The 20,650-nt window shown below is 70.3% G+C and carries 21 protein-coding genes and 2 pseudogenes; 11 read left to right on the top strand and 12 right to left on the bottom strand.

What is annotated here, in order from left to right:
* A pseudogene (locus ACFWY6_RS01910) lies at nt 1-356 on the top strand (hypothetical protein); the annotation flags it as partial.
* 146 nt (nt 357-502) lie between these two features.
* Nucleotides 503-1,129 (top strand): Uma2 family endonuclease, encoded by a 627-nt coding sequence (locus ACFWY6_RS01905; protein WP_384685179.1) that lies wholly within the window; start codon nt 503-505, stop codon nt 1,127-1,129.
* On the opposite strand, the gene ACFWY6_RS01900 is transcribed toward ACFWY6_RS01905, so the two are convergent.
* Nucleotides 1,116-1,583, bottom strand: coding sequence for a GNAT family N-acetyltransferase (locus tag ACFWY6_RS01900; protein WP_384685175.1), 468 nt, complete (start codon nt 1,581-1,583; stop codon nt 1,116-1,118). The two genes, ACFWY6_RS01905 and ACFWY6_RS01900, sit on opposite strands and share 14 nt — an antisense overlap.
* A gap of 264 nt (nt 1,584-1,847) precedes the next feature.
* On the opposite strand from ACFWY6_RS01900, the gene ACFWY6_RS01895 reads away from it, so the two are divergent.
* Complete coding sequence (locus ACFWY6_RS01895) at nt 1,848-2,624, top strand: response regulator transcription factor (protein WP_160505515.1); 777 nt, start codon at nt 1,848-1,850, stop codon at nt 2,622-2,624.
* Here the strand turns inward: ACFWY6_RS01895 and tamR are convergent.
* Nucleotides 2,583-3,080 carry a MarR family transcriptional regulator TamR gene (gene tamR, locus ACFWY6_RS01890; RefSeq protein ID WP_384685171.1) on the bottom strand — a complete coding sequence of 166 codons (498 nt, stop codon included), beginning with the start codon at nt 3,078-3,080 and terminating at the stop codon, nt 2,583-2,585. The genes ACFWY6_RS01895 and tamR overlap by 42 nt on opposite strands.
* Nucleotides 3,081-3,190: 110 nt before the next feature.
* Here tamR and ACFWY6_RS01885 point away from each other — a divergent pair, with 110 nt between their 5' ends.
* Both ACFWY6_RS01885 and ACFWY6_RS01880 read left to right on the top strand, forming a co-directional pair.
* The gene (locus ACFWY6_RS01885) at nt 3,191-4,042 is read left to right on the top strand and encodes a trans-aconitate 2-methyltransferase (protein WP_384685168.1); all 852 of its coding nucleotides are present in this window, start codon (nt 3,191-3,193) and stop codon (nt 4,040-4,042) included.
* A complete protein-coding gene (locus ACFWY6_RS01880; RefSeq protein WP_384685165.1) occupies nt 4,042-4,419 on the top strand; it encodes a VOC family protein in 378 nt (125 codons plus the stop codon). The genes ACFWY6_RS01885 and ACFWY6_RS01880 overlap by 1 nt, the downstream gene beginning before the upstream one ends.
* A gap of 314 nt (nt 4,420-4,733) precedes the next feature.
* On the opposite strand, the gene ACFWY6_RS01875 is transcribed toward ACFWY6_RS01880, so the two are convergent.
* The 3 genes from ACFWY6_RS01875 to ACFWY6_RS01865 all read right to left on the bottom strand — a co-directional run bounded on the left by ACFWY6_RS01875 (nt 4,734) and on the right by ACFWY6_RS01865 (nt 7,742).
* Nucleotides 4,734-5,495, bottom strand: a complete 762-nt coding sequence (locus ACFWY6_RS01875) for an SRPBCC domain-containing protein (RefSeq protein WP_384685162.1) — start codon at nt 5,493-5,495, stop codon at nt 4,734-4,736.
* 57 nt (nt 5,496-5,552) lie between these two features.
* The gene (locus tag ACFWY6_RS01870) at nt 5,553-7,130 is read right to left on the bottom strand and encodes a polyamine aminopropyltransferase (protein WP_384685160.1); all 1,578 of its coding nucleotides are present in this window, start codon (nt 7,128-7,130) and stop codon (nt 5,553-5,555) included.
* 93 nt (nt 7,131-7,223) lie between these two features.
* On the bottom strand, nt 7,224-7,742 hold the full coding sequence (locus ACFWY6_RS01865; protein WP_266864079.1) for a DUF2617 family protein: 519 nt from the start codon (nt 7,740-7,742) through the stop codon (nt 7,224-7,226).
* A 698-nt stretch (nt 7,743-8,440) separates the two neighbouring features.
* On the opposite strand from ACFWY6_RS01865, the pseudogene ACFWY6_RS01860 reads away from it, so the two are divergent.
* Nucleotides 8,441-9,229 (top strand): annotated as a pseudogene (locus tag ACFWY6_RS01860) (aminotransferase class I/II-fold pyridoxal phosphate-dependent enzyme); the annotation flags it as partial.
* A gap of 25 nt (nt 9,230-9,254) precedes the next feature.
* A complete protein-coding gene (locus ACFWY6_RS01855; protein ID WP_384685157.1) occupies nt 9,255-10,697 on the top strand; it encodes a recombinase family protein in 1,443 nt (480 codons plus the stop codon).
* A gap of 38 nt (nt 10,698-10,735) precedes the next feature.
* Here the strand turns inward: ACFWY6_RS01855 and ACFWY6_RS01850 are convergent, their stop codons facing one another.
* The 7 genes from ACFWY6_RS01850 to ACFWY6_RS01820 form a co-directional block, all read right to left on the bottom strand.
* The gene (locus ACFWY6_RS01850) at nt 10,736-11,947 is read right to left on the bottom strand and encodes an aminotransferase class I/II-fold pyridoxal phosphate-dependent enzyme (RefSeq protein ID WP_384685154.1); all 1,212 of its coding nucleotides are present in this window, start codon (nt 11,945-11,947) and stop codon (nt 10,736-10,738) included.
* A 317-nt stretch (nt 11,948-12,264) separates the two neighbouring features.
* On the bottom strand, nt 12,265-13,680 hold the full coding sequence (locus tag ACFWY6_RS01845; protein WP_384685151.1) for a replication initiator: 1,416 nt from the start codon (nt 13,678-13,680) through the stop codon (nt 12,265-12,267).
* 181 nt (nt 13,681-13,861) lie between these two features.
* Complete coding sequence (locus tag ACFWY6_RS01840; RefSeq protein WP_384685148.1) at nt 13,862-14,230, bottom strand: hypothetical protein; 369 nt, start codon at nt 14,228-14,230, stop codon at nt 13,862-13,864.
* A gap of 62 nt (nt 14,231-14,292) precedes the next feature.
* On the bottom strand, nt 14,293-14,484 hold the full coding sequence (locus ACFWY6_RS01835; protein WP_384685145.1) for a hypothetical protein: 192 nt from the start codon (nt 14,482-14,484) through the stop codon (nt 14,293-14,295).
* A complete protein-coding gene (locus tag ACFWY6_RS01830) occupies nt 14,481-15,821 on the bottom strand; it encodes an FtsK/SpoIIIE domain-containing protein (protein WP_384685261.1) in 1,341 nt (446 codons plus the stop codon). Before ACFWY6_RS01830 ends, ACFWY6_RS01835 begins: the two co-directional genes overlap by 4 nt.
* On the bottom strand, nt 15,821-16,276 hold the full coding sequence (locus tag ACFWY6_RS01825) for a hypothetical protein (RefSeq protein WP_384685142.1): 456 nt from the start codon (nt 16,274-16,276) through the stop codon (nt 15,821-15,823). Before ACFWY6_RS01825 ends, ACFWY6_RS01830 begins: the two co-directional genes overlap by 1 nt.
* Complete coding sequence (locus tag ACFWY6_RS01820) at nt 16,276-16,665, bottom strand: hypothetical protein (protein WP_384685139.1); 390 nt, start codon at nt 16,663-16,665, stop codon at nt 16,276-16,278. Before ACFWY6_RS01820 ends, ACFWY6_RS01825 begins: the two co-directional genes overlap by 1 nt.
* Before the next feature lie 205 nt (nt 16,666-16,870).
* Between ACFWY6_RS01820 and ACFWY6_RS01815 the strand changes: the two genes are divergently transcribed.
* The 4 genes from ACFWY6_RS01815 to ACFWY6_RS01800 all read left to right on the top strand — a co-directional run bounded on the left by ACFWY6_RS01815 (nt 16,871) and on the right by ACFWY6_RS01800 (nt 20,649).
* On the top strand, nt 16,871-17,668 hold the full coding sequence (locus ACFWY6_RS01815) for a GntR family transcriptional regulator (protein ID WP_384685136.1): 798 nt from the start codon (nt 16,871-16,873) through the stop codon (nt 17,666-17,668).
* Nucleotides 17,669-17,777: 109 nt separating this feature from the next.
* A complete protein-coding gene (locus ACFWY6_RS01810; RefSeq protein WP_384685133.1) occupies nt 17,778-18,479 on the top strand; it encodes a hypothetical protein in 702 nt (233 codons plus the stop codon).
* Nucleotides 18,476-20,173 (top strand): hypothetical protein, encoded by a 1,698-nt coding sequence (locus ACFWY6_RS01805; RefSeq protein WP_384685130.1) that lies wholly within the window; start codon nt 18,476-18,478, stop codon nt 20,171-20,173. The genes ACFWY6_RS01810 and ACFWY6_RS01805 overlap by 4 nt, the downstream gene beginning before the upstream one ends.
* On the top strand, nt 20,170-20,649 hold the full coding sequence (locus ACFWY6_RS01800; protein ID WP_384685127.1) for a hypothetical protein: 480 nt from the start codon (nt 20,170-20,172) through the stop codon (nt 20,647-20,649). Before ACFWY6_RS01805 ends, ACFWY6_RS01800 begins: the two co-directional genes overlap by 4 nt.
* The last annotated feature ends 1 nt before the right edge of the window (nt 20,650 follow it).

Here is a 20,650-nt window from a genome sequence, read left to right as displayed (position 1 = left end):
TCCCCCCCCTCGCGGCGCCCCCCGCGCCCCGCGCGCCCGTGCGCGCCCCCCCCCCCCCCCCCGGCGACGTACGCGCGATCGGCCCCGTCCTGACCGAGGGCCACGCCTCGCTCCGCGACGATCTGCGCATCTCCTGCGAGGAGTTGGACCTGGTGGTCGCCACCGCGAACGCCTCCGGAGCGATCGGCGCCCGGATGACGGGCGGCGGCTTCGGCGGCTCGGCGATCGTCCTGGTGGAGGAGCCGGACGCGGAGTCGGTCATGAAGTCGATCCAGGAGGCGTTCGCCGCGGCGGGCTTCACGGCGCCGCGGGTGTTCCCGGCGGTGCCTTCGGCGGGGGCGCGGCGCGTGGCGTGATCGGTCCGTGCGGATACTCCGCGTGCGGATCCAGCCGTGGGTTCCCTGCGGGGCGCCCGCAGCCGGTCACCCGTTGTGATGACGATCAGTGGAACCGGCCGTTACCGTTGTGGGGCAGGCCGAGAATCCCGTCCATGGGAGGAACCATGACCGCCGAGCCGATCGCAGCGCACGAGCCCGAGCCCGAGCGCGAGCAGGGCTGCCGCTGGCCGGTGCCGCCGCAGGACGGGTACACCGTGAACGACCTGTTCACTCTGCCCGACCTCCCGCCGCACACCGAGCTGATCGACGGGAGCCTTGTCTTCGTGAGTCCGCAGCGTGATTTCCATAGCACCATGATCGATCTCCTGGTGACCGGCCTGCGTGGCACGGTCCCCGAGAGCCTCAAGGTCCGACGGGAGATGACCGTCGAACTGGACCCGCGCAACGGTCCCGAGCCCGACATCAGCCTCGTCCGCGCGGCAGCCGTCACCGGTATGGAGCAGACGAGGTTCGCGGCCGGCGACGTCCTGCTCGCGGTCGAGGTCGTCTCGCCCGACTCGGAGTCCCGCGATCGCGACACCAAGCCCCGCAAATATGCCGCCGCCGGGATCCCGAACTTCTGGCTGGTCGAGATGGCGGACGCGAACCAGCACCCCGTGGTGCGGGTCTACGAGCTCGATCCGCTGTCCAAGACGTACGCCCTCACCGGCATCCACCACGACCGCCTCAGGATCTCCGTCCCGTACGACATCGACGTCGACATCAGCGTGAAGGCGCTCAAAGAGCTGTGACGGACAGCTTCTTCGTCAGTGTGAACTCCTTTGCCCCCTCCGGGTAGTCGGGGATCACCGAGACCACCTCGTACCCCTGCCCCCGGTAGAACCCGGGAGCCTGGAAGTCCCATGTTTCGACACGGGAGTTGAGGCAGTCCCGCTCCTCACGCGCGATCTGTTCCGCCTCGCCGAGCAGCCGCGCGCCCAGGCCCGCGCCCCGGTGGTCCTTGGCGACCCAGAGGTGGTTCACATGGAGCCAGCGCCCCCAGGTGTGTCCGGCGAGACCGCCGGCCAGTGCGTCCGTGCGGTCAAGGAGCCAGACGGCAAGCGGCACTTCACGGTCCAGGGGGGTGCCGTGCAGCGCGCGGAGTGCCGGGGACGCCGCCGCGTTCGCGGCCTCGAGCCCGTTCAGGAGGAGAGCGAACCGCGCTTTGTCGACTCCTGTCTCAATACGAAACATACGGCTCACCATAAACGCGCTGGCCAATCAGTTCTGTAAATCACCTTCCGCTCCTGCCCTCCGGCCCTACTCTGAGGGCAGTGCCGGTGGGGGCCGGCACCGTTCAGGGGGCGAGACAGTCGGGTACGACGCCCGGCGTGGGGGTAGCAGTCACAGCACGGCGGCGGCCGTGCCTGCTGCGGCGACCCCCGTTCCGTGCGTCGTACCCGCACCGTGCGTCTTCAGACGATGGGGTATCCCCTGCTCTCCGACGAGGGCCTGGGGAAGGGGGTTTCAGTGGTTCGTATCCGAGTCCTGGTCGTCGACGACCACCGCATCTTCGCCGAGTCGCTCGCAGCGGCTCTGGCGGCGGAGCCGGACGTCGACGTGTCCGCGGCGGGCAGTGGCCCGGCCGCGCTGCGCTGCCTTGAGCGGGCGATCGCCGAGGGGCGCAGATACGACGTGCTGCTCGTCGACGCCGACCTCGGCGCGTCCGCGAGCGCCGTGCAGGGTGTCCGGCCCGCGCCTTCGGTGCAGGAGGGCAACGCGGACGGTCTGGTGGACGGCATCTCCCTTGTGGCCGGGGTCCGTTCCGGCCAGCCGATGGTCCGTACGGTCGTGCTCGCGGAGAAGGACGACCCGCGCAGGGCCGCCCTCGCGCTGCAGGCTGGGGCATCGGGCTGGGTCGCCAAGGACTGCTCCCTGTCCCGTCTCCTTACGGTCATCCGGGGGGTGCTGCGGGAGGAGACGCATCTGCCGCCCGCGCTGCTCACCGGCGTCCTGCGGGAGTTGACCGCCGCGCGCAAGCACCGCACGGAATCCGAGCGCCTGGTGGAGTCGCTGACCCCGCGCGAGCGCGAGGTCCTTCGCTGCATGGTGGCGGGCCTGGGCCGCAAGGCGGTCGCCGAACGCCTCTTCCTCTCCCCGCACACGGTGCGTACGCATATGCAGAACGTGCTGGGGAAGCTGGGCGTGCACTCCACGCTCGCGGCCGTCGCGCTGGCCCGCAGGGCGGGCGTCGGACCGGTCGACCTAGCCGGGGATGTTGTCGAACGGGGCGGTCAACTGGCGTAGCAGTGCGGCCAGTTCGCCCCGCTGCGCGCGCGAGAGTTCGGCGAGGATGGCCCGCTCCTGCTCAAGCAGCCCGGCGAGCGCCTGGTCGGCCCTGTCCCGCCCTTCCTCGGTGAGCCGCACGAGCACGCCGCGCCGGTCGCTGGGGTCGGGCAGCCGCTCGACGAGACCCTTCTTGGCGAGGCGGTCGATGCGGTTGGTCATCGTGCCGGAGGTCACCAGAGTCTGCGTGAGCAGCTGCCCCGGGGAGAGCTGATAGGGCGCGCCCGCGCGCCGCAGCGACGTCAGTACGTCGAACTCCCAGGGCTCCAGGCTGTGCTCGGAGAAGGCGAGCCGCCGGGCCCGGTCCAGGTGTCGCGCGAGCCTGCTGACGCGGCTGAGCACCTCGAGCGGTTCCACGTCGAGGTCAGGGCGCTCCCGGCGCCACGCTGCGACCAGCCGATCGACCTCGTCCTCCATGACGATCAGTGTAGGGGGTCTGTCGACATGAAGTCTCTTGACGTCAAGATACTTCGAGGTCGAGGATGACGGTACGACGCCGAGGTACGCGAATCCAGGAGGCCCCGCCGATGTCCGCAGCCGCCAACACCCCTGCTGCCGCAGCCGCTCCCACCTGGGATCCGGGGCAGTATCTGCGCCACGCCGACCACCGCGCCCGCCCTTTCGTCGATCTGCTGGCCCGGGTTCCCGAACTCCCGTCCGCTCCTGGCCGTCCGCTCCGCATCGCGGACCTCGGCTGCGGACCCGGCAACGTCACCCGGCTGCTGGCCGAACGGTGGCCCGCGGCGCACATCACCGGGTTCGACAACTCCCGTCAGATGCTGGAGCGGGCCGAGGCGCTCGCGGGACCCACGGCGGGCGGCGGGCGCCTCGACTTCGCCCCGGCGGACGCGACGAACTGGACGCCGCCCGAAGGCACGTACGACCTGATCCTCTCCAACGCCACCCTCCAGTGGGTGCCGGGCCACCCGGACTCCTTCCCCGCCTGGGTGGCCGCGCTCGCACCCGGCGGCACGTTCGCCTTCCAGGTTCCCGGCAACTTCGACGCACCCAGCCACGTCCTGATGCGGGAGCTGAGCGAATCGCAGCGCTGGCGGGACCGCCTCGGCGACACCCTCCGCCACGCGGACGCGGTGCTCTCGCCCACCGCGTACCTGGAGCGGCTCGTCCCGCTGGGCTGCGAGGTGGACGCCTGGGAGACGACGTACCTCCACCTCCTGGAGGGCGACGACCCGGTCCTGGACTGGGTGAAGGGGACGGGCCTGCGGCCGGTCCTGACGGCGCTGGAGGACGACACGGAGGCGAGGGAGGCGTTCTTGTCCGAGTACGCCGAACTGCTCCGCAAGGCGTACCCGGCGGGGGCGGGCGGCACGGTCTTCCCCTTCCGCAGGGTCTTCGCGATGGCCCGGAAGCGCGCCTGATGCTGGTGGCCGTCGATCACGTCCAGCTCGCCGCGCCACCCGGCAGCGAGGCGGCGCTGCGGGCGTACTACGCCGACGTACTCGGCATGACGGAAACCCCCAAGCCGCCGGTGCTCGCGGCGCGGGGCGGCTGCTGGTTCCGCGCGGGGGCGGTCGAGCTGCACGTGGGGGTGGAGGCCGACTTCCGCCCGGCGCGCAAGGCGCACCCCGGGCTGCGGGTGCGGGACATCGCGGCGTACGCCGAGCGGCTCGCGTCGCGGGGCGCGGCCGTCCTCTGGGACGACGCTCTTCCGGGCCACCGCCGCTTCTACTCCGAGGACCCGGTGGGCAACCGCCTGGAGTTCCTGGAGCCGACCGGGGAGAGCCGGGACCGCTGAGAGCGTGGCGGCTTCCGGGCCAGGGCCCGCGGTGCGGCTTAGCGCGGTGACTCCGGGGCGGGCCTGACCAGCGGCGTCGAGTGGTGGTGCCCTGGCTCGCGCCTGTCCCGCCGCTTCGCGGCGGATCTTTCCCGCCCGCCCACCCGTTCACCCCGCAGCGGCGGGTGGGGGGGGGCTTGTGCCGCCGGGCTCGTCCAAGTCGTGGGGCGAGCGGGAGCCGCCGGCACCCCGCCCACCCGCGCCGCGGGGCAATCGGGTGGGCGGTCGGGAAAGATCCGCCGCGAATCGGCGGCTTTGAGCGGGCCCCGGGGGACCTACCGCCGCTTCCGCAACGCCCGGCCCAGCACGATGGCCGAGGCGACGACCACCGCCGCGGCCGGCGCGGCCCAGCGCAACGTCGCGCTCGTCGACATCGCCTCCGCCGCCGGCGCCGGCGCATACCGCCCCCGGGGCGGCGCATGATCGACCTCCTCCGCGCTGCGGCCGATCATCGTCCGCCGGGCATGCGCGGCCTCCGCAGGCGGCGCGACGACGTCGTCGTCATCGTCCTCGTCCACCGCGTCGAACGACGACGGCGGCACCTCGGTCTCGAAGACGGACACCTCAGGAGCCACCGGCTCCGGGGGTTCGGCCGCGGGGGAAGCCGCCTCCTCCGGAGGAGCAAGCGCCGCAGCGAACCGCTCAAGCAGCCTCCGCACCGCCCCCTCCACAGCCTGTGGAGAACTCTCCGCGACCCGCCCGTCGGCCGAAGCCGTCCCCCCGAACAGGACCCGCGCCCCACCGTCCGCCGGAACGACCCGCACCGTCAGCGAGATCTTCACGGAGCCGCTGCCGCGCACCTCCGTGCCCTCGCCCTCCACCACGTAACCGTCATCGCCCCGCGCAGCGACCCGCGCCGCGCCCCGGTACGTGATCGTGTGCCCCCCGACCCGCACCTTGAGGCGGCCGGAGAGCGGCGCGGCCGCCTCGTCCGCGTCGCGCTGAAGACCGGGCACCGCCCCGGCGACCTTCTCGGGGTCGCCGAGCACCTGCCGGAGGCGGTCTGCGGGAACCGGAACGAACACCTCATGCTCCATGGCAGTCGAGCCTACCCACGGGCCCCGCACCATGTACGTCAGTTCGCCGGTTCCTCCTCAGTTCGCGTACCGCGGGTGCACCAGTGTGGAGGGGGTGAGCCCCCGCGGCCGCGTCCGTTCGGCGGATTCGACGGGCCCCACGCCCGCCTGCCGCAGCCCCGCCGTCCGGGACGCAGCGAGGACGGGAACGGTCCGCGCGGCGAGCACGAAACCCCAGTCGCGCGGCGCCGCACCGCCGTCCGCCGTCCGGTCGGGCCCGGCCGCGAACCCGGAGACCCTGCCGCCCGCGCGGTACGGCGCGGTCCGCAGCCCGGCCGCCCGCAGCGTCGTCTCCACCGTCCAGAAGACCCGCGGCCGCGAGGAGACGGGCCCCGCGTGCACGGCGAGCCGCCCGCCGGGCGCGAGTGCGCGGGACGCGAGGCCGTAGAACTCCTGGGAGTAGAGCTTGGTGCTCGCCGTGATACCCGGGTCCGGCAGATCGGAGATGACGACGTCGTACGTACGCGGGGGCGACCGCAGCCAGCGGAACGCGTCGGCGTTCACCACCCGCGCCCGGCGGTCCCGGTACACGTGCCCGTTCAGCTCGCTCAGCGCGGGATCACGCCGCGCCAGGTGCACCACCCCCGCGTCGACCTCCACCACGTCCACCCGCTCGACCCCCGGATGCCGAAGCACCTCGCGCGCCGCGAGCCCGTCGCCGCCGCCGAGGACCAGCACGCGCGCGTGCGGTCCGTTCATCGCGGGGTGGACGAGCGCCCGGTGGTAGCGGTGCTCGTCGCGTCCGCTGACCCGCAGCCGCCCGTCGAGGTAGAGGTCGAGCGAACGGCGCGGCCCGCCGGTGAGCACCACTTCCTGTACGTCGGTCTGCACCGCGACCCGCACATCCTTCCCGTACACCGCGCGCCGCGCCGCCGCCTCGAAGTCGCCCACGAGCACGGCGGCCGACGCGAGAAGCCCGAGCACGGTGATGTTCGCGACGATCAGGACCCAGCGCGCCCGGGTGCTCAAGTCCCGCCGGAAGAGCCCGAATACGAGGGCGCCGCCCGCGATCGCGTTGACCGCCCCGGTCATCAGGGCGCCGGTCAGCTGCCCGAGGAGCGGGAGCAGCAGGAAGGGGAAGGCGAGCCCGCCGACCAGCGCGCCCACGTAGTCGGCGGCGAACAGGTCCGAGACCGCGCCGCTCGCGTCCTGCCGCCTGATCCGCTGGATCAGGACCATGAGCAGCGGCACTTCGGCGCCGATGAGCAGCCCGATGGCCAGCGAGAACGCGACGAGCAGATACCGCGAACCGCTCGCCCACACCTCGCCCCGGTCGCCGGTCCAGGCGAACGCCGCGTACAGAGCCATCGCGCTCAGACCGCCGACCAGCGCGAGCGCCGCCTCGACCAGACCGAACCCGGCGGCCGCCCGGTACCGCAGCCGCTTGGCGAGCAGCGAGCCGATGCCCATGGCGAAGACCATCACGGACAGGACGACCGAGGCCTGGGTGACCGAGTCGCCGATCAAGTACGAGGCGAGGGCGACGAGTTCGAGTTCGTACACCAGGCCGCAGGCCGCGCAGACGAAGACGCCCGCGAGGACGAGGAACCGCCCCGTCCGGGGCGTGACGGGCAGACGCGTTGACGGCTCTCTCACGCTGGGAACGCTACGTCACCGCATGCTCACACCGGGTCCCCCACAAGGGTGCATCTGCGCCGCACCGTGCCCCACCCGAACCCCTGGGATCCCTCAGATCCCCGCATGGATCCGCACCCCCACCCGGGTCCGCGTGGCCACCAACTGGCCGTCCTGCGGATACGCGTGCCACGTACGCCACTGCACAGCGCCCTCGTGCCGCTGCGCCAGCATCGCCGTGAAGGCGTGCGGACTGCCGGGGAACACTCCGGCGAGACCGTACGGATGCTCCGACACCAGTGCGAGCAACTCCTGGGCCCGGCCCGCGAACTGCCCCCGGGAGAGCGTCTCGACCCGCGCCGCGAATTCGTACTCCCACTCGCCGAGACGCTTGGAGACACCGAGGGGCAGCGGCGTACTGCTGCCGGGAATGCACGCGACGGTCTCGGAGCAGCTGCCCTGCTCCTCCTCGAGCAGCACCTGATGGGAGGCCCCCAGGAGCCTCAACTCCATCTTGGCGTCGTCGAGTTCGAGTTCGAGTGTGGCGAGCGCGGGCAGCGGCTCGCGCCCCAGAGTCCAGGCGAGGTCCGCGGCGCACGTGTCGGTATAGACAGTCTTCAGGGTCGTGAGCATGGGTCGGCTCCGCTAACACGCAATGGAGGTGGTGCCGGCGCACCCGGTCGGTCACCGGGGGGCCGGAATGCCGGCTCGTGCCCACGAGAACGTCCTTGTTGTCCAAGTCGTCCGTCCGAGGGCGGCGCTGACGGTTAAGAGGGAATCATGGACTGCTGCACTGCCACAGCGTTTTTACCCAACTTCGTAGGGTTTCCATCCCCTCGGGGGCTCCACAGCTCAACTGTTCAATGACTTCTTCACCAGTCAACGACAAAGTGCCCGGCAGGAGTTGTCCCCTGCCGGGCACTTCAACGGATCGACGGACCAGCTGCCCCGTGTCAGCTGCCTCCGCCACCTCCACAGCCGCCCCCGCCGCCCCCGCCGCACGAGGAACCGCCGCCGCAGGAGGAGCCGCCGCCACAGGAACTTCCGCTGTCGCCGCCGCCGGCCCACCAGCCGCCGCCGGACGCCGCACCGCCGGACGCCCCCGACCGCGACCGGCTTCCCCGTCCGCTGCCGGCCGCCACTGCGAGTGCGACGACCACCAGAACCACCGCGACAAACACGAAGACGAAGACCATGACCTTCACGCCCCTTTCCGTTCCCCCGAAGCAGGCCCCCCGTTGGGTCCGCGTTCCGTTCTTGCGTGAAGAGGGAATGCCCCGGGCCAAGGCGGCCCAAAGCAGAGTTGAGGAAGTCCAGAGGTTCGGCGCAGGATGGCGGCCATGACCTCCGCTTCCGGGAACGGCCGCCCGCTGCTCAACCGCCGCCTCGCCGAGTTCGGCACGACGATTTTCGCCGAGATGTCCGCGCTCGCGGTGAAAACGGGCGCGATCAACCTCGGCCAGGGCTTCCCCGACACGGACGGTCCCGAGGAGATCCGCGAGGCCGCTGTCCGCGCACTGCGCGACGGCCGCGGCAACCAGTACCCGCCGGGCCCCGGCATCCCCGAGCTGCGCACCGCGATCGCCGAGCACCAGCGGCGTACGTACGCACTCGGCTACGACCCCGACCGCGAGGTCCTGGTCACGGCGGGCGCCACGGAGGCGATCGCGGCGTCGCTGCTGGCCCTGGTGGAACCGGGCGACGAGGTGATCGCCCTGGAGCCGTACTACGACTCGTACGCGGCGTCGATCGCGCTCGCGGGCGGCAAGCGCGTCCCCGTGACCCTGCGCCCGGACGCGGCCGCCGGTCGCTTCCGCCTCGACCTCGACGAGCTGCGCGACGCGATCACGCCACGCACCCGCCTGCTCCTCCTCAACACCCCGCACAACCCGACCGGCACGGTCCTCACGCGCGACGAGCTGACGCAGATCGCGGCGCTCGCCGTCGAACGCGACCTCCTCGTCATCACGGACGAGGTGTACGAGCACCTCGTCTTCGACGACGGCGACGGCACGGCGCACATCCCGCTCGCCTCCTTCCCCGGCATGCGCGAGCGCACGGTGACGATCGGCTCCGCGGGCAAGACCTTCTCGTTCACCGGCTGGAAGGTCGGCTGGGTCATACCCTCTTACTACACTCCTGCGCATGGCGACCAAGGGCAACAAGGCGAAGAGGCAGGCCATCGCTCCGGGCGAAGAGGGCGCGATCTACTGCCGCATCTCCCATGTGGACGACGACGACCAAACAGGCGTGGACCGTCAGGAACGCATCTGCCGAGAGATCGCGGAGCGGCTCGGACTGTCAGTCCCCGCTGGAAACGTCTTCGTCGACAACAACCGCTCTGCATGGCGCCGCGACCGTAAGCGTCCAGGCTGGGACGAGATGCTGGAGGAGATGGAGGAGGGGCGCATACGCCACGTCATCGCTTACCACCCTGACCGGCTCATGCGGCAGCCCAGAGACCTTGAAGAGCTGCTGACACTCTCCGACAGTCGCCGCATCATGCTGCATGGGGAAGCCAACCGGCGTGACTTGTCCGACCCGGACGACCGCTTCATCCTGCGCATCGAAGTTGCCCACGCCTGCCGTTCGTCGGACGACACCTCTCGGCGATTGAAGGACGCCATGGACGACCGAGCCAACGCGGGAACACCGCACACCGGCCGCCGCCGCTACGGCTACACCAAGACCGGCACGGAGATCATCGAGGAAGAGGCCGAGATCGTACGCGAGGTCTTCCGCCGCTACATCGGTGGAGCATCACCGCGCGCGATTGCCCGCGATCTGAACGAGCGCGAGATCCCGACCGCGCTCGGGAAGGCATGGGGCCCCGATAACGTGCGCGCTCTGATCGACTCACGGCACGTCGCCGCCATCCGAGTACTGAGGGGCAAGGAGCACGGCGTAGGGAGCTGGCCGGCCATCATCGACCGAGGCCAGTGGGACGAAGCGCAGGAGCGACGGAAGTTCCGCGCCTCGCGATCAGAGACAAGTCAACGTCCCACGCGTTTCTACCTGTTGCGCGGCGTTGTGATGTGCACGTGCGGCCGGGCGATGGCCGGAAACTCCGGGCGCGTGCCGGAGTATCGATGCACGCGACGCGTGGCCGTCGACGGAACCGCTTGCAAGCGCACGATCTCAGCGGAGGCGTTGGAGCAGTTCACTCGCGCCGTCGCCATTGAAGTCCTGTCGAAGCTGGATCTCAGCGGCCGCACTCCGGCAACAACGGCCAGGCCGACAGCGGACGTGGAGGCAGACGAGAAGGACGCGCAGAAGCTACGGGACTTGTACGAGATGTGGGATGCGGACGAGATGCCCACAGGGGAGTACAGGCAAAAGCGCCGCGAAATCGAGAAGCGCATGAAGATCCGGCAGAAGCAGACGCGAGTACGCCCAGTCACCGTGCTGGACGGCATCGCGGGACTGGAGTCCGCTCGGCACTGGGCCCGGCTTGAGGAAGCAGAGGACTACGCCAGGATCAACGCCATCTACCGCTTCCTGTTCGAAGCCGTTGTCATCGACAGGGCTGCCAGTGTCGGGAACTTCGACACTGACCGGATCACCATCAAGCCGAACCCGTTGGACTAAGCCCGGACGGCCGCGCGCGGGCGCCTCCACCGCTTACATCAGCGCGAGGCGCCCAACTGGGCAACTGCCTTACGGATCGACTCTTCACGCTTGCAGATCGAGAAGCGGACCAGCCAGGCCGGAGCGTCATCACTCAAGTAGAACGCCGAGGTTGGGATAGCGACGACACCCGCGCGTTCCGGTAGGTCTCGGCAGAATTCCACGCCGTCTTCGTAACCCCAGGGCCGCACATCGACCTGCACGAAGTAGCCAGCATCCGCGTGGAAGGGGCGCAGGCCAGCCCCGGCCAGACCTTCGGTCAGCAGGTCCCGGTTGTGCCGCAGCGTGTCCCGGAGGCCCGTCGCCCACTCCTCCACCGAGCCCAGCGCGCGCGCCAGCGCTTCCTGATACGGAGTACCCGAGGCGTACGTCAGGAACTGTTTCGAGGCACCCACAGCGGCGACGAGTGGAGCCGGGCCGCAGACCCAACCAACCTTCCAGCCAGTGACGTTGAACGTCTTCCCCGCCGACGAGATGATCAGGGTTCGTTCGCGCATCCCGGGCAGGGCAGCAATGGACTCGTGCCGTGCACCGTCGCCATACACGAGGTGTTCGTAGACCTCGTCCGTCACGACCGTCAGGGCGTGCTCGCGGCACACCTCGGCGATTGCCTCCAGTTCATCGGTCGTGAACACCTTCCCCGTGGGGTTGTGCGGGGTGTTCAGCAAGAGCATTCGGGTACGGGGAGTCACAGCGCTGCGCAGAGCGTCAGCATCGAGGGTGAAGCCGTCGCCGTCCAGGACCAGGGGGACGCCTACGAGTCGGGCCCCGGCCAGCCGCGCATCTGCCGCGTATGCGTCGTAGCAGGGATCGAAGGCGATGATCTCGTCTCCGGGATCACAGAGGGCAAGCACAGCCGCCGCGAGCGCTTCCGTAGCGCCCGTGGTGACCAGAACCTCCCCCATGGGGCTGTATTCGAGGCCATAGCGGCGGAGCTGATGAGCAGCGATCGCCTCACGCAAGGCGGGAACCCCGACCGCCGGGGGGTACTGATTGGCGCCGGACAGCACAGCTTCAGCAACATCCTTGAGAAGCGCGGGAGGGCTCGGAAGTTCCGGGACCCCCTGCCCAAGGTTCACCGCGCCGGTACGGCGAGCCAGCTCTGTCATCTCCGTGAAGATCGACGTGCCCATGTTCCGTACGCGCGCGGCAGGAGCCCACTCGTGCGAACCCACATCACCGCGAACGCCCGCATTCTCCACCGTGTCCATGCGCTCCTGCCTTCTCGCGTCCGCCATCGAGAGATCTGACGCTCACCATAGGTGTCCGCCGAGGTGACCAGACTACGGATGGGCATGGTCAAGTCGTCCCCCGGCCAAAGCACCCCCCCCCTCGTCGCGGGTCACGACATGAACGGTGCCATCACAGGTCAAGGAGTTGGGCGAGGCGTTCGGCGCTTCTCTGGCCGACCTGTGTGGGGAACCTAGCGGCTTCCCGACGCACGGCAGCCTGCCACTTCTCGTTCAGCTCCCGAGCCCGATGTCCACGAGGCGAGGCAGAAGGGGCACCCTTCTCTGTCTCCTTCCTCTCAGACACCGTCCTCCCACCCTCCGCGCCTCAGCTCCCGTCTGATCTCTCGCGAGAACGCCAGGTCCTCAGCGATACCTAGGGCGAAGTCGGCCTCAGCGAGGGTGTGACCGGACCCGACGTAGCGCCAAACCGATTCCGTGACAGCAGATGCGGGCAGCTCGGGCAGGCCGGTGGCGCCGCTTTGGTGGTCTGCGCGCGCGGTACGCAATGCGCCGTAAGTGGTGGAGTAGCGCCGAGATTTCGTCAGGACGTGCCCCCGGTAGCCGAGGGTGTGGGTCCATGCGCGCAGGTTGAGCGTGTCGAGTTCACGCAGCCCGCCCAGGCGCCAGCACGTTGCCATCAACGCCCGGAGGTGGGCGTTGACGGGGGCGTGGCGGATGCTGGCGTACTCCGTGATCCGGTAGTCGACGCCTCCCGCGTCCCCCACCGACTTTGAGACGTACTTGGCGACGTAGGCCGCAACCGCGCTGTCGGTCACCGCGGATTCTGTGAATGCGTCGCTCCGGATGGGGTGCACGTCGAGCTGCTCGCCCCAGCCGAGGAGGCGCTCACCGGTGGCCGGCGAGTACGGCGTGCGGACGTGCGCCGAGGCCGCCGCCGACTGGACCGCCTGTGTCAGCAGTTCGGCCGTGGCCCACAGGGGCGGAGGTGAGGCGGGGCCGTCCGGGCCGTCCAGGCGGATGACCGCATGGAAGTGGACTGCACCGCGCTTTTGGTACTCGGCGACCTTCGTGAACGAGAGCGTCGCGTGCTCGCGCAGCCGGGTTTGAGTGATGCCGGCCGCCGAGGCGAGGTGGCGCCGCAGGGTGTGGCAGTAGCGGTTCCACAGCCGTCCGGCGGAGGCGTGCCACAGGGCGTGTCCGGGGTAGTCGTAGCAGTCCGCGCAGAGCGGTTGGCCGATTGCCGGGTCGGTGTCGGTGTGCTGGAGTCCGCAGCCAACGGGCCGGCCGTGCTCGCATGTTGTCCGCTGCCTCCGAGGTCGGCAGTAGCCGCCGTCCGAGCCGCTTGCCCGATGCACCGGGCCGAACGAGGGCGCGGTGAGGGTGACGAAGAGCCGGGGGTGGAGCTGCACGCGGTCCGGGGTGCCCTTGCCGCCCAGGAGGCCGGAGCGGACCAGGTGGAAGGTGTCGCCCGCGTGGAGGTATGAGCAGGGGGCGCAGCGGGTCTCCCTGCGGTTGCGGCACCGCACCGGCATCCGGCCACCCGGCTCTGCCGTCGTGTCGTAGTGGCGCAGCAGGTTGCCGGTGGCCGTGTCGCAGGTGGTGGTGCGTCCGGTCAGGTAGATGGGGTGGGCGCATCCGCCGATGGCTTTGATCTGTTCCAGCCAGCGCGGGAAGCCCGGCTCGTGCAGGAGGCGGTGCAGGTCGCGTTCTGTGGGTGAAAGAAGGCGCAGGCGCTCAGCCTCATTGAGCACTGAGCGCCGCGCCTTATCCGTCGCCGGATACATGAAGGGGGTCCCCTTTCGCGAGGGATAGGCGCGGCGGACATAACTCAACTCCCGAAGTGTCTTTGAATAGGCCAGAGATGGCGTCAGCGATAAAGAGAGATTTTAGAAGCGTAGAACGTGTGGAGCGATGGAGCCGAAGATTCCCGTATTAGCGGGGTATCGGCGGTGTGGGTGCCGGGTTGGTTCCGTACGGGTTGGCGCAACCATACGGGACGTAGCCGTATATCTTCGCGCCGTCGGATTTCCAGGTCACTTTCCCGCGCGTGTACCAGCGCCGTTCGCTCTTCTTGTAGGCGAACTGGTCGTAGATGATTTTGTCGCCGCGATAGGCGATGCCGCGTGCGGTCGAGTTCTTGGCCGGGTTGATACGTACCTTGGCCGCCTTGCAGGAGATCTTGCCCTTGGACTTGTCGTAGGCCTGCGCCGTCGGGGCCGTGATGGCGATGCTGCCTGCGGTGACGCTCAGGCCGAGGATGCTTGCCGCCAGGGCTCGGGTGATGTTCCGGGTGAGCTTCATAATGGTTCTCCTCTGTCAGGGATTTCGGGATGGAAAACTTCCGGTATTCGGTGCCGGCACCGTTACCCGAGTAGGGCGTTTCCGATGGCCTGGAACGTCCACCACACGGGATATCCGAAGGGCGTCATGCCGAGCAGGAAGCCCGCCATGACGATGAGAATCGTCGGGAAGATGTTGATCTCGCGGGAGTGCGCGGTCATGAACACGAACAGGAACAGGAACGCGTCGATGACGACGATGTCTGTTTGCGTCATGGCATGGATGCTCCTTTCTCTGCCGGACCCACGGTTGGAGGCCCGGAGCGGAATGGGTCGGGCGGGGGATTGGTGGCCGTGATTGCGGCGACGTCGGATGTCGTGACGAGGTGGGATCGGGCGCGGGTCCATCGGCCGCCTGTGGCGAATACGGCGACGCCCTTTTCGTCTTCCGTAATCGTCTGGGCGACGATCACCGCATCGGGGTTGATGTCGCCGAGGGTCATTTCTGCCGATGCCTCGTCGTGGGCGCGGTGCGCGATCCGGCCGCCGAGTTGGGCGCGCAGCGCGGTGACCCGTGGCCCGAGGTCCGAGCCGACGCGTTGTCCTGCGGCGACCAGGTAGACGCCGAGCGCGGCGCCGAGTTGGGCCAGGCGCAGCAGCAGGGTTCCGCACTGCTCGGCCTCATCACGCGATTCGCGCGAGCCGTCCGTCAGATACAGCTCGGCCAACTCGTCCACGATCACGACCATGGGCACCGGCCGTTGCGCGTCGGGCAGGTCCCAGATGGAGCGCACGCCCGCCGTTCGGCAGGTGTGCATGCGGTCTTGGATCTCCGTGAGTACGGCGGAGAGGACCGCGAGCGCCTGTGTGCGGTCGGTGGCCAGGGTCGCCAGGCGCCGGCCGAACAGGCCCAGTTCCATGCCGCCCTTGCAGTCGATGCCCACCAGGGCGACCGGCTGCGGGGAGAGCGCCAGGACCAGGGCCGCCAGCAGCGAGGATTTGCCGCTCTGGGTCGCGCCGGTGACCAGCCAATGCGGCACCCGGCGAAAGTCGACGACCCAGGGCTCACCCTCTTCGACGCGTCCCACGGCCGCCGCCAGCAGCTCCGAGGGCCCCGTGCGCACCGGGGCTTTCCCGGTCAGGGGGTCGATGGCCGTCACGGTGATGAGCACCTGGCCCCGGCGAGGGGAGGTGACCCGCACGCCGTGCACGCGCCAGGTGTGTTCCATGGCGCGTGCCGCCGCGTAGTACGGGGCGGGGGTCTGGCCCGGATGCAGCATGATCCGCACCCGCAGCCCGCCGCTTTTGGTGGGCATGGGCCAGGACAGGCGCGGGGGCTTGGGCCGCAGTGCTTGCCCCTGCACGAACATGTCGCGGCCGAGCATCCGCTGATTGGCGCGGTAGCTGACCGAGAGGCCGTTGAGCATCGCCAGGCGCCGCCAGGTCCACCGCATCCGCACGGCGATCCTGGGATAACCGGTCAGCCACCAGCGCAGCGGCAGGGCCTGGACGTCGAGCCCGCGCGCCGCCAGACGTGGTTCCCACCAGGACTGGGTGAGCACGCCCAGGATCAGCAGCGCCGACAGGATCCAGACGATCAGCGAGCCGGGCATCATGCCTCCCCGTGCTGATCGCGTGCCAGCACCATGCGGGCCCGTGTCATCGCCGTTTCTGCGTGCACGGCCGTCATCTGGAGTACGAACCGGATGGTGGGCAGGTCCTGGAGCACGGCGAGCATCGCCTCAGCGCCGACCAGAACCCGCAGGTCGCGCAGCAGGTACCCGAACTCACCGTCAGCGCCGAGGAGCCCCGCTTCCTCGTAGGTGTCCGCGAGCGCGTCCACGGCTTCCAGGCCCGCCGCCGTGCGCATCTCACGTGCCATCCGGTCGGCCTCAGCCGCCAGCTCCGCCGTGCAGGGTGCCTTGCACGCATAGACCTGCGAGTCGGTGGCGGGCTCGCGGCCGACGACGACTTGATCAACCCGCTTGCGCAGGAAGTCGGCCCCGCACACCACGCACGTCACGCCGTCCGCCTGCGATGTACTCAGGTGCCAGAAGTAGCGGTCCATCACTGCTCACCGCCCTTGCCCCGCGCCCCGCCGGCCGGAGCCGACGAAGCCGAGCCGGAGCCCGAGCCGCTCGCAGGCGGGACTGGGGTGATGGCATCCGCGCGCCACGACGTTCCGCGCCGCCCGTCCACCTCCCACTCATTGGCCCACAGGTTGGTGAGCCGAACCTCGGCGCCTTCCTTGATTCCCGTCGGCTGAGCACCGGACACGATCACGTTGATCGCGTCCATCCGGCGTCCTTCCAGCTGACGCACCACCACCCCGGTAATCCACTGGGGGTTGCCGTCCCGGTCCCTGCGTACTTCCCCGTCCGGGGTGACACGCGGCTCGGGCGCGATCTCGCAGCGCGCTATGCCGAGACGGGTCATGTCCACCGGCTTGTTCTGCATGGGCACATCACCTCTCCTCTCAGAGTCACCACTCATCCACTTATCCGGATAGGTGGATAGATCGATCCTCTACGGGTATGCGCCATTGCGTCAACCACTTATCCTCATAGGTGGGAAAGTGGCCCTAGCATGGAGCACTGACAGAAGACCTCGTTCGAGGGCGGGAACGCGCCCACGACAACGAGTCCGAGGAGGACGCCACCGCATGGCAGCCAAGAAGCCCATCGAGCGCCCGCGACCCATGTTCATGCAGGTCGCGCAGGAGATGGCCAAGGCCATCAGGAGCGGCGAGTACGGGCCCGGCGACATACTGCCGTCCGATCAGCAGTTGGCCGAGGACTACGGGGTAGGCAAGCACACCGTGCGCAGCGCCATCGCCGAACTGCGCGGCATGGGCCTGGTCTACACACGCCAGGGCAAGGGAACGATCGTCCGCGAACGCGGCAGCGCGATCCCCGCCGTCACCGTGAGCCGGGGCATCCAGCGCGCCGGCAAGACATGGCACCTGTCCGATCTGCCCGAGCGGGAGACGCCGGCCATCACCAGGACCGCACTGGACGGCATGCCCGCCGCCTTGCTGGAACAGCAGGACCAGGACGCCATCAGCGTGGATCGCCTGCTGTGGGACGCAGACACCGGAGTCCGCATCGCCCACCGCACCTACATCCCGCTCGCCACGGCCGCCGAGGTCCCCTCGCTCGCCGAGCAGCCCGACGCGCCGGTTTCCGATCTCTACCAACAACTCACCGATGCCGGACACACGTTGGCGTTCACCGAGCATGTCACCGCGCGCATCCCCTACCCGGACGAGCGGGCCGCGCTCAACCTCACCGACGCCAGTCCACTCCTGATCACCTACCGCGTGATCGCCGACGCCGACGGCCGCCCGCTGCTGTGCGAGGAGCTCACCGCGCCCGCCGCGACGACCCGGCTCACCTACCCGTTGACGCCGAGCAAGGCAGCCGCCAAGCGCGCCCCGCTCAGCCGCCCCGCATCGGAGTAACTTCTCTTTACTTGCTCAAGGGCGCGCCTTCGGCGCGGGGGGGGGGCGGCGGCGGCCCCCCCCCCCCCACGACACCCTCGCCGACGCACCGGCGCTGACGGCCACGCTGGTGGGCGACGCGGCGGCGGAGCGGTCAGCGCCGCAGCTGGACGTGGCGCGGGCGCGGCTGCTTGTGCGGCAGGGGCGGCCCGACGAGGCGGTGACGCTGCTGCGGGAGATCGTCGCGGCGGCTCAGGCGCTCCTGTCGGAGCTCGCGCCCGCGGTGCCGTACGCCGTCGTCCCTGAGCCGGTCGCGGCATCGCTCGAACCCGCGTCGGAAGCACCGCTGCCCGCCCCGGACGCGGAGCCGACCCCACCACGGGCCGACCGGATCTCGATGCGTCAACTCGCGCGCGCCGATGCCCTGTTGGAACTGCGGCGCTACGACGACGCCGTGCAGGCGTCGCACGCCGCGTGGATGGGGGCGGCCACCAGGCCCGCCGGAGCCGATGTGCTCGACGCGATGATCGACGTGCACTGCGCGGCCGCGATGGCCGACACGTCACCGGGTCATTTCGCGGACGCCGAGCGGTGGTTGAGGTGTGCGTACAGCCACGACCCGACCAATGAACGGGTGCGCGGGCTGCTCGCCGAGCGTACCTACCGGCACGCGGTCGAACTGCAGCGGCGCGGGGGCCGGGACGAGGCCATCGAGGCCCTCGGGAAGTGCCTGACATGGAATCCTGAACACGCCGATGCCGAGGCCCTGTTGCGGCGGTTGAACCGCGACGGGCGCAGCCGGCGGGGCCCGAGAACAGGGGGAAGCGTTTGACACCCGCAGAACTGCTGGACCGGCAGAAGCTCGTCGACGAGTTGCAGCGTCTGGCAGACCATCCGTCACTCACCCCCAGATCCGCCGAACTCGGCGTCCTCGCCAAGGATTTGAAGCCTCCGCACCAGCTGGACAGATGGGCGGAGGTGGACCTCGTGGACGCCTACGTACGCCCCGAAAGCGTGCTCACGAAGCCCGCTGGGTCCGGTCGGCGCGACGGGCTCCTCGAAGCCGCGCTCGGCGTGCTCGTCTTCATCCCGCTCCTGGTGACGTGGTTCGGGCTGCGGGAGGCGGTGCGGGCGTACGGGGAGCTGAGCGAGGTGGACCGGGAGGAGTCGACGCGGCCCTTCCTCCAGCTGTGGCAGTCCGGCTTCGGCGGGCATCTGTCGGGGTTCGGCCGGTTCGAGAACGTGGCCCTGATGGCCGTACTCCTGATCGCGCTGCTCGTGGCCCTGTCGGTCTGGCACGCGCGGGTGCGGTCGCGCGCGGATCGGGAGGAGGCGGAACAGCAGCGCGAGCGCGAGCGGCTGCTCGCAGAGCTGGCCTCCGTCCTCACGCGTACGCAGATGCTGATCGCCCCCTACCGGAGCGCGTCGCCGAAGCAGTTCACCTCCGAACTGACCAAGGCGGCCACGCAGATGGAGCAGCTTGCGGCGAAGGCGGCGACCAGCCACAAGGCGCTCACCGGGACGACGAGCGCGGTGAGCAGGTCCATCGACGCGCTGAAGGCCGCGGCGGACTCGCTCACCCTCGAAGTGCCGAAGCTGGGCATCGCGGCGGACCGCATCGAACAGACCCTGCGGGACGGCCGCACCGCGGCGGACAAGGCGGGCGCGGCCAACGCGGACGCGGCCCGCGGGATCGCCGACCGCGTCAAGACGGCGGGCGACACGGTCGAGGCGTCCCTGAAGTCCCTGATCAGCGCCCAGCAGTCACTGGTCACCAAGTCCGAGTCGGTGGCGGCGGCCACGGAGCGCGCGTCGCAGGCCCTGGTGGCAAGCACGGGCCGCACCGGCGACGCGGTGGACGGGATGCGCGAGGCGACGGAGCGTTGGGACGCGGCGGCGGCACACTGGCAGGACGCGGCGGCACGCATCGACGCGCGGATCGGCTCACTGACGGGCGCGCCTTCGTCGCCGCTGGGCGGCGGGGAGGTCAACGGGCACGGGTGGAGCGGGGCGCCGGGCGGCGGTGCTCGGGGCGGCGGTCCGTGGAACGGGAGCGGTTCGGCCGACGGTGGCGCTGAGAGCGGCAGGCCATCGGGTGGGGGCGGTTCGGCCGACGGCGGCGCTTGGGGCGGCGATCCGGTCATCGGAGGTCACGTGTCCGGCCCTGGGCAGCACGCCGATCCCGGCGGTGCGGGCGCGCCGGACAACGGCGGTGTGCGGTGGAGCGGCGATCCGGTCTCCGGGCACGCGGGCGCCGTCGGACACTCGGCCTCCGGGGGCTCCGACGGTGACGCGGGCGCCGTCGGGCACTCCGCCTCCGGGGAATACGGCGGTCACCGAGGCTCCGGGGCCGGCCCCGGCTCCAGCTCCAGCTCCAGCTCCAGCTCCGACGGAGAAGTGAGAGACGCCGCCCCATGGAGCGGCACGAACGGCGGACGCGGACCCCAACTGCCTTCCCCCACCCGCCCCTTGGATCCTCCCACCCGGCCCCAGCGGCCCCCCGCCTCCGGCGGAGGTGACGCGTGAGGCGAGCTCCGCGGCGCGGACGGGCGGGGGTCGTCGTGCTCGCGGGGTGGCTCTTCGCCGATCTGCTCCTCGTGCTCGCCCTGGTGTCGATGGCCGACCGTCCCGACCCGCTGGCCAACCGCCCCAAGCCGTCCCCCAGCGACACCAAGCCGAAGCCGAAGCCCTCCGCCACGGGCCCGCGCTCGGTGGAGCTCGAGCCGGAGGAGTTCGGGGTCAAGGGCACGGACAAGGGCGATCTGACCGCGCAGATCCGCAAGAACACCGGCAAGTGGGCGGGCCGCGAGGCCGCACTCGTCCTGACCTTCGGCGGCGATCACAGCGGCGAGGCATACGCACACCGCGTCAACTCGCTGCTCGGCAAGGGCCGTCCGGACATGTTCACCAAGAAGACGGCGACGGACGACTTCCACAAACTGAGCGACCCCGCGCAGACCGCGAAGGTCAGGGTGTACTTCTACACGACGCCGAGCGGTTGAC

Origin of the sequence: Streptomyces sp. NPDC059037 (assembly GCF_042740015.1) — a bacterium.
GTDB lineage: Bacteria > Actinomycetota > Actinomycetes > Streptomycetales > Streptomycetaceae > Streptomyces.
Note: the sequence above shows the minus strand (reverse complement) of the source record. Positions and strands in the feature narration are given on the sequence as shown.

Bases quoted from the DNA above. Each gene is read 5' to 3' on its own strand.
- ACFWY6_RS01825 (WP_384685142.1), bottom strand. From the start codon at position 16,276: ATGGACCGCTACTTCTGGCACCTGAGTACATCGCAGGCGGACGGCGTG.
- ACFWY6_RS01830 (WP_384685261.1), bottom strand. From the start codon at position 15,821: ATGCCCGGCTCGCTGATCGTCTGGATCCTGTCGGCGCTGCTGATCCTG.
- ACFWY6_RS01865 (WP_266864079.1), bottom strand. From the start codon at position 7,742: ATGCTCACGACCCTGAAGACTGTCTATACCGACACGTGCGCCGCGGAC.
- ACFWY6_RS01835 (WP_384685145.1), bottom strand. From the start codon at position 14,484: ATGACGCAAACAGACATCGTCGTCATCGACGCGTTCCTGTTCCTGTTC.
- ACFWY6_RS01855 (WP_384685157.1), top strand. From the start codon at position 9,255: ATGGCGACCAAGGGCAACAAGGCGAAGAGGCAGGCCATCGCTCCGGGC.
- ACFWY6_RS01815 (WP_384685136.1), top strand. From the start codon at position 16,871: ATGGCAGCCAAGAAGCCCATCGAGCGCCCGCGACCCATGTTCATGCAG.
- ACFWY6_RS01880 (WP_384685165.1), top strand. From the start codon at position 4,042: ATGCTGGTGGCCGTCGATCACGTCCAGCTCGCCGCGCCACCCGGCAGC.
- ACFWY6_RS01840 (WP_384685148.1), bottom strand. From the start codon at position 14,230: ATGAAGCTCACCCGGAACATCACCCGAGCCCTGGCGGCAAGCATCCTC.
- ACFWY6_RS01820 (WP_384685139.1), bottom strand. From the start codon at position 16,665: ATGCAGAACAAGCCGGTGGACATGACCCGTCTCGGCATAGCGCGCTGC.
- tamR (WP_384685171.1), bottom strand. From the start codon at position 3,080: ATGGAGGACGAGGTCGATCGGCTGGTCGCAGCGTGGCGCCGGGAGCGC.
- ACFWY6_RS01850 (WP_384685154.1), bottom strand. From the start codon at position 11,947: ATGGACACGGTGGAGAATGCGGGCGTTCGCGGTGATGTGGGTTCGCAC.
- ACFWY6_RS01885 (WP_384685168.1), top strand. From the start codon at position 3,191: ATGTCCGCAGCCGCCAACACCCCTGCTGCCGCAGCCGCTCCCACCTGG.
- ACFWY6_RS01905 (WP_384685179.1), top strand. From the start codon at position 503: ATGACCGCCGAGCCGATCGCAGCGCACGAGCCCGAGCCCGAGCGCGAG.
- ACFWY6_RS01875 (WP_384685162.1), bottom strand. From the start codon at position 5,495: ATGGAGCATGAGGTGTTCGTTCCGGTTCCCGCAGACCGCCTCCGGCAG.
- ACFWY6_RS01900 (WP_384685175.1), bottom strand. From the start codon at position 1,583: ATGGTGAGCCGTATGTTTCGTATTGAGACAGGAGTCGACAAAGCGCGG.